Origin of the sequence: Labrenzia sp. CP4 (assembly GCF_001579905.1) — a bacterium.
In the GTDB taxonomy this organism is placed as follows: Bacteria; Pseudomonadota; Alphaproteobacteria; order Rhizobiales; family Stappiaceae; genus Roseibium; species Roseibium algicola.
In genome coordinates this window covers 485,864-504,826 of the sequence record NZ_CP011927.1, presented here as the reverse complement: position 1 = coordinate 504,826, position 18,963 = coordinate 485,864, and the positions used below count along the sequence as shown (strand labels likewise).

The 18,963-nt window shown below is 59.4% G+C and carries 18 protein-coding genes, 1 tRNA gene and 1 pseudogene; 10 read left to right on the top strand and 10 right to left on the bottom strand.

Features of this window, described 5'->3' with window-relative positions; translation table 11 throughout:
• Positions 1-171: 171 nt before the first annotated feature.
• Positions 172-1,917, top strand: a complete 1,746-nt coding sequence (gene ggt / locus ACP90_RS02475; protein ID WP_062486562.1) for a gamma-glutamyltransferase — start codon at positions 172-174, stop codon at positions 1,915-1,917.
• A gap of 75 nt (positions 1,918-1,992) precedes the next feature.
• On the opposite strand, the gene ACP90_RS02470 is transcribed toward ggt, so the two are convergent.
• From ACP90_RS02470 to ACP90_RS02465, 3 genes and pseudogenes are all read right to left on the bottom strand, one after another.
• Positions 1,993-2,382, bottom strand: coding sequence for a hypothetical protein (locus ACP90_RS02470; protein WP_286145727.1), 390 nt, complete (start codon positions 2,380-2,382; stop codon positions 1,993-1,995).
• 12 nt (positions 2,383-2,394) lie between these two features.
• Positions 2,395-2,508 (bottom strand): annotated as a pseudogene (locus ACP90_RS28675) (TetR family transcriptional regulator); the annotation flags it as partial.
• Positions 2,509-2,556: 48 nt separating this feature from the next.
• A complete protein-coding gene (locus ACP90_RS02465; protein ID WP_062486556.1) occupies positions 2,557-2,931 on the bottom strand; it encodes a hypothetical protein in 375 nt (124 codons plus the stop codon).
• Between the two features lie 365 nt (positions 2,932-3,296).
• On the opposite strand from ACP90_RS02465, the gene ACP90_RS02460 reads away from it, so the two are divergent.
• The gene (locus ACP90_RS02460; RefSeq protein WP_055659853.1) at positions 3,297-4,082 is read left to right on the top strand and encodes a ThuA domain-containing protein; all 786 of its coding nucleotides are present in this window, start codon (positions 3,297-3,299) and stop codon (positions 4,080-4,082) included.
• Between the two features lie 70 nt (positions 4,083-4,152).
• On the top strand, positions 4,153-5,220 hold the full coding sequence (locus ACP90_RS02455) for a Gfo/Idh/MocA family oxidoreductase (protein WP_286145726.1): 1,068 nt from the start codon (positions 4,153-4,155) through the stop codon (positions 5,218-5,220).
• Between the two features lie 289 nt (positions 5,221-5,509).
• On the opposite strand, the gene ACP90_RS02445 is transcribed toward ACP90_RS02455, so the two are convergent.
• The gene (locus ACP90_RS02445; protein WP_062486548.1) at positions 5,510-6,568 is read right to left on the bottom strand and encodes an urea transporter; all 1,059 of its coding nucleotides are present in this window, start codon (positions 6,566-6,568) and stop codon (positions 5,510-5,512) included.
• Between the two features lie 468 nt (positions 6,569-7,036).
• A tRNA-Gly gene (locus ACP90_RS02440) sits at positions 7,037-7,111 on the bottom strand.
• A gap of 244 nt (positions 7,112-7,355) precedes the next feature.
• Here ACP90_RS02440 and ACP90_RS02435 point away from each other — a divergent pair.
• The 5 genes from ACP90_RS02435 to ACP90_RS02415 all read left to right on the top strand — a co-directional run bounded on the left by ACP90_RS02435 (position 7,356) and on the right by ACP90_RS02415 (position 11,755).
• Entirely contained in the window at positions 7,356-7,877 is a 522-nt protein-coding gene (locus ACP90_RS02435; RefSeq protein ID WP_023002782.1) for a prolyl-tRNA synthetase associated domain-containing protein, read from the top strand.
• 139 nt (positions 7,878-8,016) lie between these two features.
• Positions 8,017-9,018 carry a thioredoxin gene (trxA, locus tag ACP90_RS02430; protein WP_023002781.1) on the top strand — a complete coding sequence of 334 codons (1,002 nt, stop codon included), beginning with the start codon at positions 8,017-8,019 and terminating at the stop codon, positions 9,016-9,018.
• An 84-nt stretch (positions 9,019-9,102) separates the two neighbouring features.
• Positions 9,103-9,780, top strand: a complete 678-nt coding sequence (locus ACP90_RS02425; protein ID WP_023002780.1) for an LON peptidase substrate-binding domain-containing protein — start codon at positions 9,103-9,105, stop codon at positions 9,778-9,780.
• Between the two features lie 41 nt (positions 9,781-9,821).
• Positions 9,822-10,013: a Trm112 family protein gene (locus tag ACP90_RS02420; protein ID WP_031270137.1), complete on the top strand. Its 192-nt coding sequence runs from the start codon at positions 9,822-9,824 to the stop codon at positions 10,011-10,013.
• A gap of 398 nt (positions 10,014-10,411) precedes the next feature.
• Entirely contained in the window at positions 10,412-11,755 is a 1,344-nt protein-coding gene (locus tag ACP90_RS02415) for a DUF5624 domain-containing protein (protein ID WP_062486544.1), read from the top strand.
• A 231-nt stretch (positions 11,756-11,986) separates the two neighbouring features.
• On the opposite strand, the gene ACP90_RS02410 is transcribed toward ACP90_RS02415, so the two are convergent.
• The 3 genes from ACP90_RS02410 to ACP90_RS02400 form a co-directional block, all read right to left on the bottom strand.
• Positions 11,987-12,574, bottom strand: a complete 588-nt coding sequence (locus ACP90_RS02410) for a glutathione S-transferase family protein (protein WP_077293309.1) — start codon at positions 12,572-12,574, stop codon at positions 11,987-11,989.
• A gap of 333 nt (positions 12,575-12,907) precedes the next feature.
• Positions 12,908-13,795, bottom strand: coding sequence for a DMT family transporter (locus ACP90_RS02405; protein WP_077291513.1), 888 nt, complete (start codon positions 13,793-13,795; stop codon positions 12,908-12,910).
• Positions 13,792-14,775 carry an aldo/keto reductase gene (locus ACP90_RS02400; protein ID WP_062486536.1) on the bottom strand — a complete coding sequence of 328 codons (984 nt, stop codon included), beginning with the start codon at positions 14,773-14,775 and terminating at the stop codon, positions 13,792-13,794. The genes ACP90_RS02405 and ACP90_RS02400 overlap by 4 nt, the downstream gene beginning before the upstream one ends.
• Positions 14,776-14,864: 89 nt before the next feature.
• On the opposite strand from ACP90_RS02400, the gene ACP90_RS02395 reads away from it, so the two are divergent.
• Positions 14,865-15,755, top strand: coding sequence for a LysR family transcriptional regulator (locus tag ACP90_RS02395; RefSeq protein WP_062486532.1), 891 nt, complete (start codon positions 14,865-14,867; stop codon positions 15,753-15,755).
• Between the two features lie 488 nt (positions 15,756-16,243).
• Here ACP90_RS02395 and ACP90_RS02390 read toward each other — a convergent pair whose 3' ends face one another.
• The gene (locus tag ACP90_RS02390; protein ID WP_023002770.1) at positions 16,244-16,540 is read right to left on the bottom strand and encodes a YggT family protein; all 297 of its coding nucleotides are present in this window, start codon (positions 16,538-16,540) and stop codon (positions 16,244-16,246) included.
• 228 nt (positions 16,541-16,768) lie between these two features.
• Between ACP90_RS02390 and ACP90_RS02385 the strand changes: the two genes are divergently transcribed.
• A complete protein-coding gene (locus ACP90_RS02385) occupies positions 16,769-17,569 on the top strand; it encodes a MipA/OmpV family protein (protein ID WP_023002769.1) in 801 nt (266 codons plus the stop codon).
• 261 nt (positions 17,570-17,830) lie between these two features.
• Here the strand turns inward: ACP90_RS02385 and ACP90_RS02375 are convergent, their stop codons facing one another.
• Positions 17,831-18,661: a pentapeptide repeat-containing protein gene (locus ACP90_RS02375; protein WP_062486525.1), complete on the bottom strand. Its 831-nt coding sequence runs from the start codon at positions 18,659-18,661 to the stop codon at positions 17,831-17,833.
• Between the last annotated feature and the right edge of the window lie 302 nt (positions 18,662-18,963).

Below are 18,963 nucleotides of genomic sequence, written 5' to 3'. Positions count from 1 at the left end.
GTCGCGTTCTGGCCCACGTGCAGCTTGTCCCTTCAAGACTGCAGCCTATCTGATCATCTAGCCTTGCGCTGAATCAAGAACGACTTAAAGTTGTCGGACAGAGCGCCACGCCCGTTGCGCGTCCTGCCCTCCACTTGCCAACTCCCGCCATCCAGGCGACCGGAGAGACACATGAAACATCTTCTCAAATCCAGCTTTGCCGCGGTTTCCCTCGCGACCGCTCTTGTTGTCGGCATCGCGGCACCTCTCGCTGCGCAGGATTCGCCGATCTATTCGCTGAAAGACCGCTTCCAGCCTGAAACGGCGCAGAACGGCATGGTTGCCAGCCAGGAAGCCGTCGCAAGCCGCGTCGGTGTCGACATCCTGAAGAAAGGTGGCAACGCAGTCGATGCCGCCATTGCCACCGGCTTCGCGCTTGCCGTCACGCTGCCGCGCGCCGGCAACCTGGGGGGCGGTGGCTTCATGATGATCCACCTGGCGGACAGCGGCGACACCAAGGCGCTCGACTATCGGGAAATGGCACCTGCCGCAGCCTTCAAGGATATGTTCCTTGGAGAAGACGGCGAACCCGATAACCAGAAATCCCGCTTTTCCGGTCTTGCTGTCGGTGTGCCGGGCACGGTCGCCGGCTTTGCCGAGGCCTTTGAAAAACACGGCAGCGGCAAGCTGACCTGGGCAGAGCTGGTCGCACCTGCCATTGACCTTGCGGAAAACGGCATCGAAGTGACACCGGATCTCGCGGCATCGCTGACCGCATCCGCAAAGCGCCTTCTTCAGGACCCGGCCACTGCCGCGATCTTCTACAAGACCGGCGGCCTGCCGTTCGTACCGGGCGAGACACTCAAGCAGACGGATCTTGCCGCAACGCTGAAACTGATCGCCGACAAGGGTGCAGCCGGGTTCTACACCGGTGAAGTTGCCGAAAAGATCGCACAGAAGGTAACTGCCTCCGGAGGCGGCATGACCACGGAAGACCTGGCCGGATACAAACCGGTCTGGCGCGACCCCGTCGTGGGCAGCTACCACGGCTATGAAATCGCATCGATGCCACCACCGTCTTCCGGCGGCGTGCACATAGTGCAGATCCTCAACATGCTGCAGGGCTATCCGCTTGCCGAATATGGTCCGAACTCTGCAGACAGCATCCACGTGATGGCCGAAACGATGCGGCGCGCCTACGCGGACCGCTCCAAGTATCTGGGCGACCCGGATTTTGTCGATGTTCCGGTAAAGGGTTTGACCGATCCGGCTTATGCCGCTGAACTGGTGAAATCCATCAAGATGGATGTGGCAACGCCTTCCGAAGAGGTGAAGCCCGGCGATCCTTTCCCCTATGAAAGCAACCAGACCACGCATTATTCCGTTGTCGACAAGGACGGCAATGCGGTCTCCAACACCTACACGCTGAACTTCTCCTACGGCGTCGGCCTGACCGCCGACGGCACGGGGGTCTTGCTCAACAATGAATTGGACGACTTTTCCGCAAAGCCCGGTGTGCCCAACGCCTATGGCCTCATTGGCGGAACGGCCAACGCGGTTGAGGGCGGCAAGCGGCCACTTTCGTCCATGAGCCCGACGTTGGTGTTCAAGGACGGCAAGCTGTTCCTCGCCACCGGTTCGCCAGGCGGCAGCCGTATCATCACCACCACGCTGCAGATCATCCTCAACGTTGTCGATCACGGCATGAACATCGCCGAGGCGACGGCTGCTCCGCGCATCCACAATCAGTGGCTGCCGGATGAAATCCGCATCGAGGAAGGTCTTTCTCCGGACACGATCCGCTTGCTGGAAGCCCGTGGGCACAAGGTGGAAGTCAAGAACGCCATGGGGTCGACCCAGTCGATCATGCTCGTTGACGGTGTTCTGGCGGGGGCTTCCGACCCGCGGCGCCCCGGTGCGCTTTCCGCCGGCTACTGAGGCATAAACAGCCTTCGCATTATCCCGGGCGCACTTCGAGCGCCCGGTTTTTTTATATGAAGCTCCGGTCGAGGATTACTTTCTCGACCCTGTTTCTGTCGCCATTGCAACCAGCTGCGCAAAGCGCCGATCGAGGGCAACACGCTCATCTGCCGGCATATCCGGCCAGACAATCTGGCTGCCGACAAAAGCCGCGTACTCGATTTTAGCAACATCTGCTGCAAGCGCAGGCTCCACCCCTCCAGCTTCGTAGAGCCGCGCGACAAACCCGGTTCGCAAATCATCAACGTCCCGGACGATCTCCTGCGCCCGAAGGTCTGATTGCGCGAATTGGCGCACGGCCCGCTCCAGCCGGTGGTCCAGGCGATTGGCGAGATCCGAGAGCTTCCGCGCCCGCAGATCCCCCTTTTCGGCCAGCGCCTGTTCGGCAATGTCGAGCGTGTGCCGCTGTTTCCAGGCAAGCATCAGGGCTTCGACGAAAGCCCCGTGATCCTGAAAATGGTGATAGAACGAGCCACGCGTGCGGTCTGCTGCGGTGCAGAGAGCCTCGATGGTCAGTCCCGCCGGCCCATCCTTCGCAAGCTGTGTCAGACCGAGATCAAGCCAGTCCGATTTTCCGAAACGCTTCCTCAGGTCAACTCACTCCGCCCAGAAACCAAGACCACCCAGCAGGACAATCGGCAGAAACAGCCAGCCCTGCGGCATCTGGCTGTATTTCTGCTTCTTCAGCGGTGGCACCGCAAGGCCCAGCAGACAAAAAGAAGCTGTCAACACGGTCGCCACCAAGCCGAGATCGAGGCTTTCAGACCGCACACCAGCGATAGCAAACATGACGGCAATCATTGCCAGAACGATTGTCACGATATGCCAGCAGTAATAGGCGACATATTTCGGCACCGGGTGCAGATCCGACGCTTTCAGCAGCGGTACGGCGATCGTCCGCCCCCCTGCGAATGTATGCAGCAGGCAGACGGCAGCCGAAAGACCCGCGGCTGCGAGCAATAGACCATTCATTTCACTACTCCTCCAAAACAAACCATAACATATGGTATGTTTTCATGAACTGACCTGACTGGAAATGCGGCGGTGGGTCACAGCCCCAGGCTTCTCGTTCCGATCGGCTCCTTCTTTGCCTCGGCAGTATCCACCCCTGAGGCCCCGCCCTGAACGACGGACATCTGTCGACGACGCAGAGCGTACCAGCCGGGGAGCAACCGGCGAGAACTGTGATCGAATATTACAGCCTCTCCGATTGACAGCACAAAACCTCGGTGCTAGCGCTATCCAAAGCGCTTTGGAGAAACTTTTCGAAAGAAAGCGCTTTCTATCCTTAGCTCGCCAACAATTCTGCCAACATCTGAAGAACGGGAGAGGCTGAAATGCCGATCAGAGCCGTGGTCTGGGGCGAAAACGTCCATGAACAGCACAACAAGATCGTCGCGGGTGTCTATCCGGACGGCATGCACCAGTGCATTGCCGATACGCTGAACACCGATCCCGAAATCACCGCCACCACCGCCACCTTGCAGGAACCCGAACACGGCTTGACGAAGGAACGCCTTGCCGAAACGGATGTGCTGTTGTGGTGGGGTCACGCCGCCCATGGCGACGTTTCCGACGAAGTGGTGGAGCGCGTCTGCGACGCCGTCTGGTCCGGCATGGGCATGGTGTTTCTGCATTCGGCCCATTTCGCCAAGCCGTTCAAACGCCTGATGGGCAGCCCGTGCAATCTCACCTGGCGCGAGGCCGGGGAGCGCGAGCGTCTGTGGGTGACCAGCCGCAACCATCCGATCACCACCGGTCTTCCCGACAGCTTCGAGCTGGAGATGGAAGAGATGTACGGTGAGCCCTTCGGTGTGCCGGAACCGCTGGAGACGGTCTTCATCAGCTGGTTCCAGGGCGGCGAGGTCTTCCGCTCGGGCCTCACCTACAAGCGCGGCGCGGGCAACGTCTTCTACTTCCGCCCGGGGCACGAAACCTATCCGACCTATCACAATACCCATGTGCAGACGGTGCTGAAGAACGGCGTCAAATGGGCGTTCAACCCGATGGCCCGGATCGCCGACCCGAACATTGCGCCCAATGTTCCGGTGGAAGCGGCTCCCGAAAAGATCGAGGAACGCGGCCCGAAGCTGCACGCCGACGGCGAAGAAGGTTTCCGCTGATCCACTTTCCCTTCCGGACCGGCAGACTTTCGCCGGTCCGTCCTGCCCTCAAACGCTGAGGAAGATCCCCGTGACCTCTGCTGCACCCCCTCTCCGGATCCTGATAGTCGGCACCGGCAACATGGCGCGTACCCACGCGGATGCCTTTTCAAAGATCGACGGCGTTGAAATCGTCGGCGGCGTCGACCAGCGGCCGGACGTGCTCACCCAGTTCTGCGACACCTTCGCCATTCCGAACCGCTTCGCAACGCTGGAAGAGGCAATTGCCTGGGGCGATTTTGACGCTGCGGCAAACGTGACGCCGGACGCGGCGCACCATCCGACCACGATGGCCCTGATGACCGCGGGCAAGCACGTTTTGTGTGAAAAGCCGCTGGCGACCAACGCTGCCGACGCCCGGGAGATGGCGGATCTCGCCCGCGCGAAGAAGCTGATCGGCATGGTCAACCTGAGCTATCGCAATGTTGCCGTGCTGCAAAAGGCCGCCGAGCTGGTTGCAGGTGGTGCCATCGGTGCGCTTCGTCACTTCGAGGCTTCCTATCTGCAAAGCTGGCTGACGCAGCCGGCGTGGGGAGACTGGAAGACCGAGAGCCAGTGGCTCTGGCGCCTGTCGAGCGCGCACGGTTCCAAGGGCGTTCTCGGCGATGTCGGCATCCATATCCTCGACTTCGTCATCTTCGCCGCCGGCAGCCCGGTGAGCGAACTTTCCTGCCGGCTGAAGACCTTCGACAAGGCAGAGGGCGGCAGGATCGGCGAATACACGCTCGACGCCAACGACAGCGCCACCCTGCAGGCCGAGCTTGAAAACGGCGCGCTCGGCACGATCAGCGCCACCAGGTTTGCCTCCGGCCACCTGAACGACCTGCGCCTGCGCCTTTATGGCGACAAGGGCGGCCTGGAAGTGCGTTTCGAGAAGGGCATCGAAGGCCTGCGCATCTGCCAGGGCGAAGATCTTTCTTCTGCGACCTGGACCGACATCGAAGTTGGCGCTGTTCCGACAGTCTACCAGCGGTTTGCCGCCGCTATCCTGACCGGGGCTCCGGCCGACCCGGATTTCGAACACGGCGCGCGGCTTCAGGTCGCCCTCGACCTTGCCGAACGCTCACACGCTGAAAACGGCTGTTTTCTGAAAGTCTGAGGCTGACGTCATGAGAAATGTGAGCGGAGCCGCTCGTTAAAGCCTCGCTCACACGCCTCCCTCTCGATCGTCATGCCGGACGCAGCGACGCGAATTTTCGGGATCGGAGAGCGCCAAATAGGCAGCATCAAGAAACAGGAGAGGCTCTTTCCTCCCCGGTCCCGGCTCGCGCTACGCTTGGCCGGGACGACGATGGAGAGACTGGAGAAGGACGACAGGCTGGTCGGAGGTATCAACCTATCCAAGCCCAGCCTTCTCGGCCTGCATGGAGCCTGACCTGTCTGCCGGCTCAACCTTCCCGCAACGCCTTGAGATAACGCCTGCGGTTGGCCTCTGGCGTAACGGCGTCAGCCGGTGCAACCGGAACAAGGGCTGCAAATCCGTTGACGCCGATCAGCATCAGCCAGGTCACGATCACGAAGGTCGAGGTGAGCACCGGCATGCCGATGGGCTCCAGAAAGATCGCAACGGACGCCCAGAGCCAGGTCGACACAACAACGCCAAACAGTGTGTAGAGCGCGGAGGCTGGCGTCAGCACCAGGAAGAAGCCCCCGAGCGCGATCGCCGTCAGGGCCGCGTTATAGCCGAACAGGCCGTCACTGATCGCCCCTTCCGGCGCACCGTAAACAACGGCGACAAAGGCTGCCACATTGGCCCCGAGCAGCGCCATGAGCGCACTGACACGTGAATTCACCGCAATGCCGAGCACGATCAGGTAACCGCTGATCCAGTTGTCCTGAAAGAAGATCTGGCCGATGGCATTGCCGATGCCCTTGTACCAGGTCGCCAGAGTGTACTGGACCGTGCCGTCATACTGGGTGGGCGAAACAGGCTTGGCGAGCGGGCCGGCATCGATGCTGTGAAACTTCAGGACGGCAAACAGGAACAGCCAGCCGACCAGCACGAACGGCATTGTCAGCGGCGCGACCCTATGCGGGCCAAGCAGATTTGCAAGACTGGTGAAGACCATGGCCGTCATGGCGGAACCGAACGCGATATAGACCGTCAGATAAACGGACGGAACAGCGCCGTAATGGAAATCCTCGCTTGTAAACGCAATCAACGCCAGCGCGACAAGCGCTCCGTTGAAGCCGAACAGCCCGTCGCGGATCAGCCCCTTGTCCGCCTGCAGCAGAACCGCCGTCGCGGTGGAGATGACCACACCGAAAACGGCAATGGCGCCATAGATCGGCGAATTGAAGAAAAGCGCGCCCAGGATGATCAGACCCGAGACCGGATTGTTTTGAAACACGACCTGCCCGATGCCACGCAGGCACCAGTCGACAAAACCGAAAACCGGATGTTCCTTCAATGCGTTCAATGCCTTCCCCCCGACTGCAAGCGGCATCCGGGCACGGTAACACGGCCCGGCAGAAGGCGCGGAACTATTGACCGCGGAGATATCATTTTTTTGAAACGCAACCAGACGTGCCGGACAGCCGGTTCCGGGCGTGTCTCGTTGGGGATGAAAAGCTTCGGGTGTGCCAGGCAGGATCTGGATGGATCGACACGAGACGCCAAGCGCTGGCAGGCACTGGAACTGCAGCGGAACCGAGTGGTTCCACTGCAGCCAAGTTGGGTACTTGAGGCAAAGCAAAAGACGGAGAGAGCCGCTATCCGGCTTCTCCGCATGATGCTCGCTGACATTACGCCCTGGCCCCTGCAACTTCGTTCAGGTTGGGAGCCGCGTTTGTATCAATGTTTAGACGAACCTTGAAATACTGCCGATAGCGCGCGGCCAGCCGCCAATCCCGGAGCAAAAACAAAAAAACCAGCATTCTTTCGAATGCTGGTTCTCTGGACCCTTCGGTCGAATTGGAGCGGGCGATGGGATTCGAACCCACGACCCCAACCTTGGCAAGGTTGTGCTCTACCCCTGAGCTACGCCCGCATAGTGTCCCTGGTCCGTGGCGGTGACCGCCTCGGCGTCGGTGGCGCAGTATATGAACTATGCTGAGACGGATTGCAACACCGAAATTGAAGAATTTTTTTTAGCCGTCGATTTGTGGATTTCCTGTGAAATCAAAGCCGGAAAATCGCAGATTTCTGCCGCTTTTTCTACCCTTCACCTCTTGTGGCCGGCAGCCAAATCGCGTTAGACAGCGCAAAAGCTCTCAAAATTCTCAGGAAAACCCATGCCGGCGACACGCGACGACCTATTGGCCTATTTCGAGGAACTCGGGATCCCTGTCACGACGGTGGATCACGAGCCCGTCTTTACGGTTGCCGAGTCCGGCGACCTGCATGACCGCATTCCCGGTGGCCACACCAAGAACCTGTTCGTGAAGGACAAGAAGGGACGGCTGTTTCTGATCGTTGCCCTGCACGACGCGGAAATCGACCTGAAGAAAGTGCACCAGATCATCGGCGCTCAAGGGCGCGTATCTTTCGGCAATGCCGATCTTCTGATGGAGGTGCTGGGCGTGGAACCGGGTTCGGTGACCCCCTTCTCGCTGATCAACGACCGCGAAGCCCAAAGGGTCACGCCCGTGTTCGACGCAGCCATGATGCAACATGAAGTGCTGAATTATCACCCGTTGAAGAACAACGCGACGACGGCGATCTCCGCAGCCGACCTTCTGAAATTCGCTTCTGCTTGCGGCCACACGGCGCAGGTTCTGGCGGTCAGCGAAGAGGCCAAGGCAGCCGGCCTGTAACGGTCACCCACTTTCGGCAGGCGAAGGCGTTTGTATTTCGCGCGCAGTGGCTCCATGTTATGGGCCAAATCAACCCTTCAACGGCATTCACTTTGAGCCGGCAGGCCCCAGGCACCGGCAGGAAAATTCGAGGCGGCACATGAGCAACGGCAATTACAGCATCGGCGGCCAGGTCGGCGGCGGCTTTGGCGCCAGCATGGGTGGCGGTTATGGCGGCCAAATGGGCGGTGGCAGCATGGGCGGCGGCAACGGTGGTGGCGACACCCCTTCTGGCGACCTCATCTTCGACGTGACGACGCAGACCTTCATGGCCGATGTCATGGAAGCTTCCCGCCAGCAACCGGTTCTGGTTGATTTCTGGGCACCCTGGTGCGGTCCGTGCAAGCAGCTGACACCGATCATCGAAGCTGCGGTGAAAGCCGCCGGCGGCCGCGTAAAGCTGGCCAAGATGAACATTGACGACCATCCGGAAATTGCCGGCCAGATGGGTATCCAGTCGATTCCTGCCGTGGTGGCCTTCAAGGATGGCCAGCCGGTGGACGGTTTCATGGGCGCACAGCCGGAAAGCCAGATCCAGGCATTTATCGAGCGCGTTGCCGGCCCTGCCCCGGTCAGCCAGACCGACACCTTCCTGGAGCAGGGCGCAGAGCTTCTGCTGGCCAAGGATTATGGTCAGGCTGCCCAGCTTTTCGGCGCCGTGATGCAGATGGAACCGGACAACGTGACCGCGATTGCCGGCCTGGCACAGTGTTATATCGGTGCTGACGACCTGGAACGGGCCAAGCAGGCATTGGAACTGGTTCCGGAAGAAAAACACTCCGACGAAGCCTATGTGGCCGCCAAGGCCGCGGTGGAACTGGCCGAACAGGCCGCATCCCTCGGAGACCTTGCCGAGCTTCAGGACCGCATTGCCAAGGATCCGCTTGATCTGCAGGCCCGCTTCGACCTGGCTCTTGGCCTCAACGGCAAGGGCAACAAGGAAGGCGCAGTCGACGAACTGATCGAGATCGTTCGCCGCGACCGCGAGTGGAACGAGGACGGCGCGCGCAAGCAGTTGCTGCAGTTCTTCGAAGCCTGGGGCTTCAAGGATCCGGCCAGCGCCTACGGCCGTCGCAAGCTTTCCTCCGTGCTGTTTTCTTGACGACCGCCGCAACTGACACACATTTAGGAAACAGCACGAAGCAGGCAGTCATGCTGCGATAACGAAAACAAAGAAGGCATTGGAATGCAGGCGGGAAATGCCATTTACGAGACCATCGCGGACCTGCCGCCGGTCCTGCCCGTGTTTCCGCTTGCCGGTGCGCTGCTGTTGCCCCGCACACAGCTGCCGCTGAACATCTTCGAGCAGCGCTATATCGACATGGTGGATGCCGCATTGGCCGGCAACCGCCTGATCGGCATGGTGCAGCCTTCACCCGACCGTCATTCGGACGATCCGGACAATCCGGCTCTTGCCAGCGTCGGCTGCGTCGGAAGGCTCACCAGCTTTCAGGAAACCGGCGACGGGCGATACCTGATCACGCTGCAGGGCATCACCAGGTTTGCCGTTGGGCGCGAGCTTGAGGACTACAGCAGGTTCCGCCAGATCGAGTGCGATTTCTCCGCCTTTGCACATGACCTCAAGTGCGGCCAGGGCGAGGAGGAAGTCGACCGGACGAGCCTTCTGAGGACCTTGCGCGACTATCTGGACGCCAACAACCTGGAAGCCGACTGGCAAAGCGTGTCGGAAGCCGAAACCGAGGTGCTGGTCAACGCCCTGTGCATGATGTGCCCCTACGGCCCGCAGGAAAAGCAGGCCCTTCTGGAAGCCCGCGACCTGAAGACCCGTGCCGAAACCCTGATTGCCATCACCGAAATGGACATTGCCCGCTCGCAGAATGACGGCGGCACCACCTTGCAGTGAGTGCTCCGAACATGGCGCTCCAACCTGAAAGACACTCCCAGATGACAGAACCGACCGAACGCCCGGTTGACCGCAAGCTGCTGGAACTGCTGGTCTGCCCCGTGACCAAGACCACGCTGGAATATGACGCGGACGCCAAGGAGCTGATTTCGCGCACCGCCAAGCTTGCCTACCCGATCCGCAACGGCATCCCGATCATGCTGCCCGATGAGGCGCGCAAGCTGGAAGGCTGAAGCCACCGGCCATCAAAAAACCCGGGCGATTGACCCCAGTCCCACACCTAATTGTGGGCTTAGACGAAAAGCTTAAGCCGAACCCCTTGGTCCAGCAGGGCTTTCAGGGTTCGGACATGCTTTGAAAATCTGAAACAAGTAGGAAACTGCGACTTGCCCGGCCCTGAAAACCGCCATTCGTTGCACTGGAACCGGACATTCGTCGCGACGTGCACGAACGGCAGCAGAGCTGGACAAAGCGGACCTGGGGTCAGAACGCAAGCAAGCCTGATGTGAAGTCAACATAAGGGAACGACTGGGTTTACCATACTCTGAAGACAACTTTGTGTGGTCTTCCCATGCCAACTCAATCTTGAGTGTGTATGATTGCGCGCATAGTCAGCCAAAGGGGTTTTGATATGCGTCTGTATTCGGTTCCCGTGCTCGCCCTCGTTTTGATCCTTGGCCTGGCCCTGCCGCTCAGGGCGCAAAGCACCGATCCTTGTGCCGCCCCGCCAAGCGTGGATTCCACGTTCACCTGCCTTTTCAACATCTTCCCTCGCAGCCAAGGCAGTGCAGACAACCCCAGCATCGGCTGGGCGTTGGCGCAGGTGGTGGCCAAGAACGGCGGGGCAGGCCCTATTGCCTCCGATGGTCCCTTGGTCATCGTGAATGGCTACGGTGTATTTGTTTATGACGGCAAACAGGCCTCCGCTGGCAAGCTGCTGGACCATGTGCTCACCCGCAACGACCCGGCCACAGGTTTCGTGCAGGCGACGGCGCTGTCGCACATTGGCCCCGCCCTGGCCTATCTTGCGGCGCTGAAGGCAGACAACTCTCCGCTCTTTGACAAGCTGTTGTCGGACCTCGAGACCCGCATCGCCCATGCTGCATCGCAGCTGAAGCTTGACCCTGACTGGATCAGCAAGCTGGAGGCGCCCTCCTGGAAGGAACGCCCGGACGAGATCAACGCCATGATGACCTATGGGATGTGGATGGCGCTGGATTATGTCCAACGTGTCCGTGCCGGGACGGTGAAGAATTTTGACGCCAAGTCGGTCGCGGAAGATTTCTACAATGGCGGTGACAAGCGCTATGAAGTGCCGTTCAACAACGTGATGATCGGCACCTTCATGCTGGCGGCACTCAACAGTGTCCAGGAGTTGCAAATGATGATCGCCAACAACACCGATACAATCAACTGGGCTGACGCCCGTGTTGTGGTGCACATGCCCATCGGCACCAATTATGGGGCGGGGCTGACCTTGTCGACCAACCAGCTTGCGGCGGCCCTGCCTGTCTTGAGCGACGGCAAGATCGGGGCAGAGAACATCCTGATCATGCCCTATGCGGTGGCCCCCTGCACGAAGGTTTCGGTGATCACACAGTGCCCGCTTGAAGTGTTTACCAGTGATCTCAATGCCGCGACTTACGGTTTTTATTCCCAGACCGCTTGGCTGGGTGTCTACAATCGCACCCAGATCGCGCGGAATGCGTTCTACAACGTCGACGACATTGAAACCGTGTTATCGAAGCAAATCCCCGGAGATTACCCGTTGACCTCGGCGGATGACATCGATGCCTTCATGATGCGGCTCAAGTATTCGCTGATCAACGGTGACCAGCTGCTGTCAAACTCGGTTGGGTTCTGGCTGCCAGGCGCGCTGAAAGCCAACGGGTGGGACACCAGCACGCTGAAAATTCCCGGCGTGAACGCCGGGTTCCCGAAGGGTGTCAAGCGATACCCCAAGCCGAAAAGCTAGAGCATCCTGCGGTCAAGGGAACTGCGGTGAATGCCATAACCGCCATCGCTGCGGTCGCTTTGTATCGGTCTGCAGTACCGCGCAGACTGCGCCGCCGATCTTGATCCTCCAATTGCCGTACGGAGTGGTTTCAGCATGCTGGAACCGTGGACTAATAAAAGCCGAGGGCCTTGAATGGCGAGTGAGCGGACTTAGCTGCCATCTACATTGTCGCGGGCAACGTCCGCTTTCTCACTTCGACGAGGCTTGCTGGAACACCTCGTACTGCGCGTCGAATGCTCGCTTGTAGGCGGGTCGCTCTGCCGCACGCGCGATGTAATCCATAAAGATTGGATACTCTTCCAGTATTCCCGATCCCTCTAACCTGCGGATCGCGTGAACCATAAGGATATCGGCTGCGCTGAAAGGTCCGGCCAACCAGGTCGGCTCTCCCAAGGCGGCGGCGAGTTGATCCAGCCGTGTTCGGATGCGGTCATCGACCATGGCGAACCGTTCCGCTTGCCAACTCTTGTCGGCCTCGAAATACTTGACGTAGTCGCGCTCGATGATCGGAGGCTCAACCGTGTTCAGGGCAGCGAACATCCAGCTTATCGCCCGTGCGCGTCCTGCTCCATCGCCGGGCAGCAGGCCAGCGTGACGCTCCGCGATGTGGAACACGATGGCCCCAGATTCGAACAAAGCCACGTCACCGTCTTCATAGGTTGGTATCTGACCGAAGGGCTGGAGGGCGAGGTGCGCTGGCTGCTTCAATTCTTTGAAAGTCACCAGTCGCACATCATAGGACTGGCCGACTTCCTCAAGCGCCCAACGGACACGCATATCACGCGCAAGGCCGACACCTTTGTCGGGAGATGATTTGAATGCGGTGATGGTGGGCACGGGTTCTCCAACGCGAATTTTGGATGGGTGCGTTTAAGAAAAGTCTCTTACAAAGCTGACTTTGCTGCAAAATGCAGCATTGGTCAAAGCGGGCTCAAACCGGCCATGCCGCGGGGTGGAACAATCGACTTCACTGGCGCCGCTTACGGCCCTGAGCAGTCCTCCAACACCTATTGATTCAATGGCAGCTTTGCGCCCCCATTACTTTCGAAATGTGTACCCATTTCCAAACCGAACACCGCACTTTTCGGAATTGAATTCTTGAAGATCAGTTCATTTGCGGCGTGCAGACAGGGCAATCGCAACGCCTGAAACACAGATCAGCCCCATCCCGGCCAGGCTGAACACGCCAGGGACATCTCCGAAGAACAAGAATCCAAGTCCTCCCGCCCACACCAGATGGGCGTAGTTGACAGGCGCCAGAAGAGACGGCGGCGCTGCGCGATAGGCGGCTGTGAAGAGATAGTGACCCAGGGAATAGGCAACGCCCAGCCCAAGCATGACGACAAGATCGAAGGCAGCGATTGCAAGTCCGGACAATGAAGGGGCTGCCCACAAGCCAAAGACGACGGTGCCCACCCAAGCCGTATGGAACAACAGGGATATTGTGGTTTCCGTGCGCGAAAGCAAACGGGTTAGCAGGTGATAGGCTGTTGCAAGCCCAGCATTTATAAGGGCGAGGGTAACCCCAAACGCATCCAGACCACCTCCCGGCCTTACGATGATCAAGACGCCGGCAAAACCCAAGGCAGCCCAGATCCAGTTCCCGCGCCGGACAGGCTCGCCCAGAAATGGCGCGGAAAGAAGCATCACGACAAAGGGCGATAGGTAAATTATGGCGATGGTTTCACCGACGGGCATCAGGCGAAGGGCCAAGGCGAGCGTGAGGGAAGCAAGGGCCAGGCAACCACCCCTGCCTATGACAAGCCAGACACGGTTGGTTGCCCAAAGGCGGGCGCCCAGCTTCGGATAAACGAAAGCCAGCAAAAGCGCCGTGTTCAGCGCGTAGCGCACTGCCAGAATGACTTCGACGGGATAGCGGCCAGCAAGATATTTGGTGCTGACGTCTCCGAGCGCAAAGGAGAAGGTCGCTGCCAGTACCAATGCGATCCCGGCAAGTGCCGCACGGAGTGGAAGACCGGGTTCCTCCAAAGTGTTCACTGGCCCGAAAGCTTCAGGAAGGCTTCGGGGTAACGGTCGCCTTGCGCCTGGAAACCAGCAGAGAGTTGATCGACTTCCTCGAAATCATCGCTGGAGAGTTCAACGTCCAACGCGCCCAAATTTTCCTCCAACCGGCTGACACGGCGCGTCCCGAAGAGAGGCACGATCCACGGCCTCTTGGCCAGCATCCAGGCAAGTGCCAATTGCGCCGTCGAGATGCCGACACGTGTTGCAATCCCGGTCAGGCCTTCGACCAGCGAAGCATTTGCAGCCCGGGCCTCAGGATCAAATCGCGGGATGTTGCTCCGGAAATCCGCGCCATCGAGCTTCGTATCCTGGTCGATCTTGCCCGTCAGAAAACCCTTTCCAAGAGGACTGAAGGGAACGAGCCCGATCCCCAGGTCTTCGAGCACCTGGAAAACGTCCTGCTCCAGATCCCGAGTCCAAAGCGAATATTCGCTTTGCAGCGCCGAGACGGGAAAGACCGCATGTGCACGATGGATGGAGGCTGGCCCCGCTTCGGACAAGCCGAAATAGCGTACCTTGCCGGCTGCGGCGAGATCGGCGACCGTACCGGCAACATCTTCCATGGGCACGTTTGGGTCGACCCGGTGCTGGTAGATGAGATCGATGACATCGACGCCAAGCCGCTTCAGAGAGCCGTCAACCGCATTCCGGATCTGCTCCGGCCGGCTGTTTACGCCGCCCTTGTGCCGCCCGGTCTTTTGATCGATGTCCCAGCCGAACTTCGTGGCTATCTGGACCCTGCCGCGAAGCGGGCGAAGTGCCTCTCCCACGATTTCCTCGTTTGTCCACGGACCGTAGGACTCGGCGGTGTCAATCAGGGTGATGCCCCGGTCTACTGCCGCTCTGAGGAGCTCTATCAGGCCCTGGCGGTCGCGCAGTTCGCCATACCCCATGGCGCCGAGTGCCAGCGCGGAAACCTCAAGCCCTTCGGAACCAATCTTGCGTATGAGCATTTTTCCCTCCGATGATCGACACGGTATCATCTGCAGTTTAAATCGATAATGGGCATAATCTCGATTAGACTGATACTGGAATCGAATGAATGAGGCGCAATCACCTGGCTGACCTGAATGTCTTTCTGGAAGTGGTCGAACAGGGCGGCTTCACCAGGGCAGCGGCACGGCTTGGCACTTCTCAATCGGCCGTCAGCAATTCGGTGAAGCGGCTGGAGGCTGCACTGGGCCTGCGCTTGCTGAATCGGACCACCAGAAAAGTATCTCTGACGCAGGCGGGAGAGCGGCTCGCGGATGGCCTTGCGGTGCCGCTTGAGGAAATTGACGACCAGATTGCCGCCTTGAGCTCGCTCCGCGAGGAACCTTCCGGCCTGATCCGGATCGCAGCGCCTGCCCTGGCGGCGGAAACAATTCTTTGGCCCAGACTTTCGCCGCTTCTCGTCCAACATCCTGACCTGCGGATCGAATTGATTGTCGAAAGCCGTTTGACGGATATCGTGGCGGAACGTTTCGATGCGGGAGTGCGGCTTGGCGAAAGCATCGACCGGGACATGATCGCGGTGCGCATCGGTCCGGATCTTCGCATGGCACTCGTCTGCTCTCCATCCTATCTGGATGCCGTCTCGCCCCCGGAACATCCGCGGGATCTCGTGGAACACAATTGCATCAACCTCCGGCTCGAAACGCTCGGTGGATATTATGTCTGGGAATTCGAAAAGGAGGGGCGTGCGCTGAATGTGAGGGTCGATGGCCGAACAGCTTTCAACACGCCACGTTTATGCTGTGCCGCAGCCGTTGCCGGACAAGGATTCACTCTGTTGCCTGAAGACCACGTTCAGGAAGACATCGCCTCGGGCAGGTTGGTTCGTTTGTTTGAAGACTGGTGTTCGCCCTTTGCCGGCTACCACCTCTATTTTCCAAACCGGCGACAATCCTCCGCAGCGCTGCAATCCGTCGTAAAAACACTTCGGCTGCGTTGAGAGTCTGAATCGAAAAAGGGCGATGAGATTGTCGCGAGCCTCATGTGGCAAAAGCAATCCCTTGTTCGAACGACCACGATAACGCTCTCATCGAGTAAAGTAGCCAGTGTTCTTCCAGCCAAATTCCGGTCGTTCGACCACGCCGCAGCGAATGACAGCTCCCCGCCCTTAAAAGTCGTTGAGTGCAAAGCACCGAAGGTCTTGAACGGGCTCCAGGCAGACCTTCGCCGCAGACTGATCGAACGTCCCGTTGGGCCGGGAAGCGCCTGCGAGCCAATCTGGCGCGAATGTCTGCTTCGCTAAACGCTGGAGCCGTTTTACTTGCAACCACACTTAGGCTTAGAGGCCCGGCGATTGACCCGGGCTTTTTTATAACCTGTTGCGACCCGCCATCCCGATGCAAATGTGCGTGAAGCACTTGGGACGAAGAGGCCGGAGCAACCTATTGAAGCCCGGCACACCGGCCCGGGCCCTTCATGGTGAGGGCGTCAGTAGCCTCGGAACATCGGCAGGATGTTCAGGATGATCAGCTGGCGGACAAAGATGATCGCCAGCAGCAGGATCACCGGAGAGATGTCGACACCACCGAGATCGGGCAGGAACCGGCGGATCGGCCGGAGCGCGGGCTCCGTCAGATTGTAGAGAACCCGGCCAATGGAATTGATGATCTGATTGCTCGAATTGACGATGTTGAAGGCATAGAGCCAGGAGAAGATCGCGCTGGCGATGATCACATACGTGTAGAGTTCAAGGGCGAGCAGTATCACGTTGAAGAGTGCGGTCATGGTCCGGTCCGTTGCCGTTCGAAATCTGGTCTTGCCCTCATGTAGCTTCCTGACAGCCCTGCTGCAAGACGGCAGCGTCACCGACATTTGATTGTGCTTAAGCTTCGCACCAGCAACAGGGCGGTGCGGAAATGCAACAGTCCGGCAAAACCCTCTCAGCTTAGGGTTTGTGTAAGCCCTTCTCGTGCTATCTTCCTGCCAACGGAATTCCTTGTCGGATGGGGTTGAATGTTCAAGTTGATGACGCGCGCCGCGCTGGCGCTTGCTCTAAGCGCTGTGTCTGGAGCCGCTCTGGCGCAGAGTGGAGACCTGTCTGAGCAGGATGCGAACCGCCAGTTCGTGGTTGACCTCGGTGTCGGCGCCATTGTCCAGCCGCGTTACGAGGCTGCAGACTCCTATCTGGTCTACCCCTTCCCGATCGTTTCGGTCGGCCGCTTCTACTTCCCGGGCCTTGGCCAGGTTGTCGACGGCCGCCGCAAGTCCGGTGTGTTCTTCTACCCGTCGTTCAACTTCATCGGCGAACGCAAGGCCAGCGACAGCACCGATCTGACCGGCACCAACACCATCGACTGGGCGCTTGAACTCGGTCTCGGCGGTGGTTTCCGCACCGAGCATTTCCGCGCTTTCGCCGAACTGCGTCAGGGCATCAACGGGCACACGGGCCAGGTTGGTCAGCTCGGCCTCGACGGCATCGTCTATCCCGCTGAAAAGTGGGAAGTCAGCTTCGGTCCGCGTGCGGGCTTTGCTTCTGACGAATACATGGACACCTATTTCGGCGTGAGCTCGACCGAAGCAGCCAACAGTGGTGGCCGCCTGACGAAGTTCAACCCGAGCGCCGGCTTCAAGAGCGTCGGCCTGGCAGCCCGTGCCAGCTACGATTTCAACGACGACGTCCGCCTGCACCTGCAAGGTGGCTATGACCGGCTGGTTGGCGACGCAGCGGACAGCCCGATCGCCAAGAACGGCAGCGAAAACCAGTTCAGCATCGGTGCCGGCGTCACCTACCGTTTCGCCTTCGACCTGTTCTAGGAAACCCGTTTCCGCAATGTTCAAGATGCTGCTGCACCACGTGTGGCAGCATTTTTTTTGTTTCCGGTCGACCGACACGCCGGTTGATCCGCCTGTTCGGGACCTACATCCCGGGAACGCATGGAAGTTGTTCAGTTCAAGCCGGCTTGACCTGTCCTGCAGGCACGATCATTGCGCAACCCGTGCCTGCGTTTCGGCAAAGCCGGAACGCTCACTTCGCGAAGTGGCAAGTCGGATGGACGGAGAACCGCTCGGACGCACCTAGTAGGCGCAGGGGACGAGCTTGATGCCGTTCGGCAGCTTGGTGTTCTCGTCGCCGCAGGCACCGAGGATGCGGCTGGGGTCGAGATTATAGGCACCCGACAGATCCGCACCGGCGAGACGGGTACGGCGCAGAAGAGCGCCATCGAAATCAACGCCCTTCAGATTTGCGCCCGTCAGGTCCGAACTGACCAGCCGCACACCGGTGAAATCCGCCCCGGAAAAATTGGCGTTATGAGCCTTGACCCTGTCGAGCTTGGCCTGGCGCATGCGGGCATCCTGGAAGTTGGCGCCATTCAGGTCCACGCGCTCAAGGTTGGCATCGTCCATCTTGGCACCCTTGAAGGAAGCCGCGTCCGCAATCGACCGGGTCAAAAGGACATTGCGCATGTCCGCGCCGTCGAAAACGGCTCCATTTGCCTCAACCGTGTTCAGGTCCGCGTCCCGAAGGTCCGCATCCTGGAAATTCGATTTGTTCAGATTGGCTTTTTCAAGATCGACGGAGCGCATGTTCGCACCGGAAAAATCGCTGCCGGAGAAATCCGCCCGCTCGGCTTCCGTCCGCCGGAAATCGGAGCCCTTGAAGTTCGCGTCTTTCAAAAGGGCTTCCTTGAGGTCGACTTCCCGCAGATTGGCACGGCCGAAATCGCCGTTCTCAAGAACCAGACCACGAAGTTCCGCCAGCCGAAGATCGCAACCGGGGCAACCGCCCTTTTCCTTGATCTCGGCCATGCGCTCTTCGTCACTGCCAGCCTGTGCTCCACCGACTGCCACCAGCAGGGCCATGGCGCCAACGCAGCCTGCAAGAACCCGGGTCACCCTGTTTTTCATCGCGAATCCCTTTGCCAATCTCCACCTAAAGATAGGTCGCACTTGTGGCGGTTGAAGGACTGTATCCGATCAGAAGATTGAAAAAGTGAGAAAATGAGGCAGATCCGCTTCACATCGTGGCGATCCTTTGCCGCAGGGCGGGCATCATCGCCGGGAAGCAAGGAAGGGAGGGAAGAAGCAGGCGGGGTCGCGAGTGCCCACTCCTTCCGTCCATCTAAGCGCTGACGACGCACTACCTGACAATCAGCGTGCCAATCAAAACGCAAAAGCCTTGCCAATTTGTTTTCAAAGCCATTCAAACC

Bases quoted from the DNA above. Each gene is read 5' to 3' on its own strand.
- ggt (WP_062486562.1), top strand. From the start codon at position 172: ATGAAACATCTTCTCAAATCCAGCTTTGCCGCGGTTTCCCTCGCGACC.
- ACP90_RS02470 (WP_286145727.1), bottom strand. From the start codon at position 2,382: ATGCTTGCCTGGAAACAGCGGCACACGCTCGACATTGCCGAACAGGCG.
- ACP90_RS02465 (WP_062486556.1), bottom strand. From the start codon at position 2,931: ATGAATGGTCTATTGCTCGCAGCCGCGGGTCTTTCGGCTGCCGTCTGC.
- ACP90_RS02460 (WP_055659853.1), top strand. From the start codon at position 3,297: ATGCCGATCAGAGCCGTGGTCTGGGGCGAAAACGTCCATGAACAGCAC.
- ACP90_RS02445 (WP_062486548.1), bottom strand. From the start codon at position 6,568: ATGCCGCTTGCAGTCGGGGGGAAGGCATTGAACGCATTGAAGGAACAT.
- ACP90_RS02435 (WP_023002782.1), top strand. From the start codon at position 7,356: ATGCCGGCGACACGCGACGACCTATTGGCCTATTTCGAGGAACTCGGG.
- trxA (WP_023002781.1), top strand. From the start codon at position 8,017: ATGAGCAACGGCAATTACAGCATCGGCGGCCAGGTCGGCGGCGGCTTT.
- ACP90_RS02425 (WP_023002780.1), top strand. From the start codon at position 9,103: ATGCAGGCGGGAAATGCCATTTACGAGACCATCGCGGACCTGCCGCCG.
- ACP90_RS02420 (WP_031270137.1), top strand. From the start codon at position 9,822: ATGACAGAACCGACCGAACGCCCGGTTGACCGCAAGCTGCTGGAACTG.
- ACP90_RS02415 (WP_062486544.1), top strand. From the start codon at position 10,412: ATGCGTCTGTATTCGGTTCCCGTGCTCGCCCTCGTTTTGATCCTTGGC.
- ACP90_RS02410 (WP_077293309.1), bottom strand. From the start codon at position 12,574: ATGCGTGTCCGTTGGGCGCTTGAGGAAGTCGGCCAGTCCTATGATGTG.
- ACP90_RS02400 (WP_062486536.1), bottom strand. From the start codon at position 14,775: ATGCTCATACGCAAGATTGGTTCCGAAGGGCTTGAGGTTTCCGCGCTG.
- ACP90_RS02395 (WP_062486532.1), top strand. From the start codon at position 14,865: ATGAGGCGCAATCACCTGGCTGACCTGAATGTCTTTCTGGAAGTGGTC.
- ACP90_RS02390 (WP_023002770.1), bottom strand. From the start codon at position 16,540: ATGACCGCACTCTTCAACGTGATACTGCTCGCCCTTGAACTCTACACG.
- ACP90_RS02385 (WP_023002769.1), top strand. From the start codon at position 16,769: ATGTTCAAGTTGATGACGCGCGCCGCGCTGGCGCTTGCTCTAAGCGCT.
- ACP90_RS02375 (WP_062486525.1), bottom strand. From the start codon at position 18,661: ATGAAAAACAGGGTGACCCGGGTTCTTGCAGGCTGCGTTGGCGCCATG.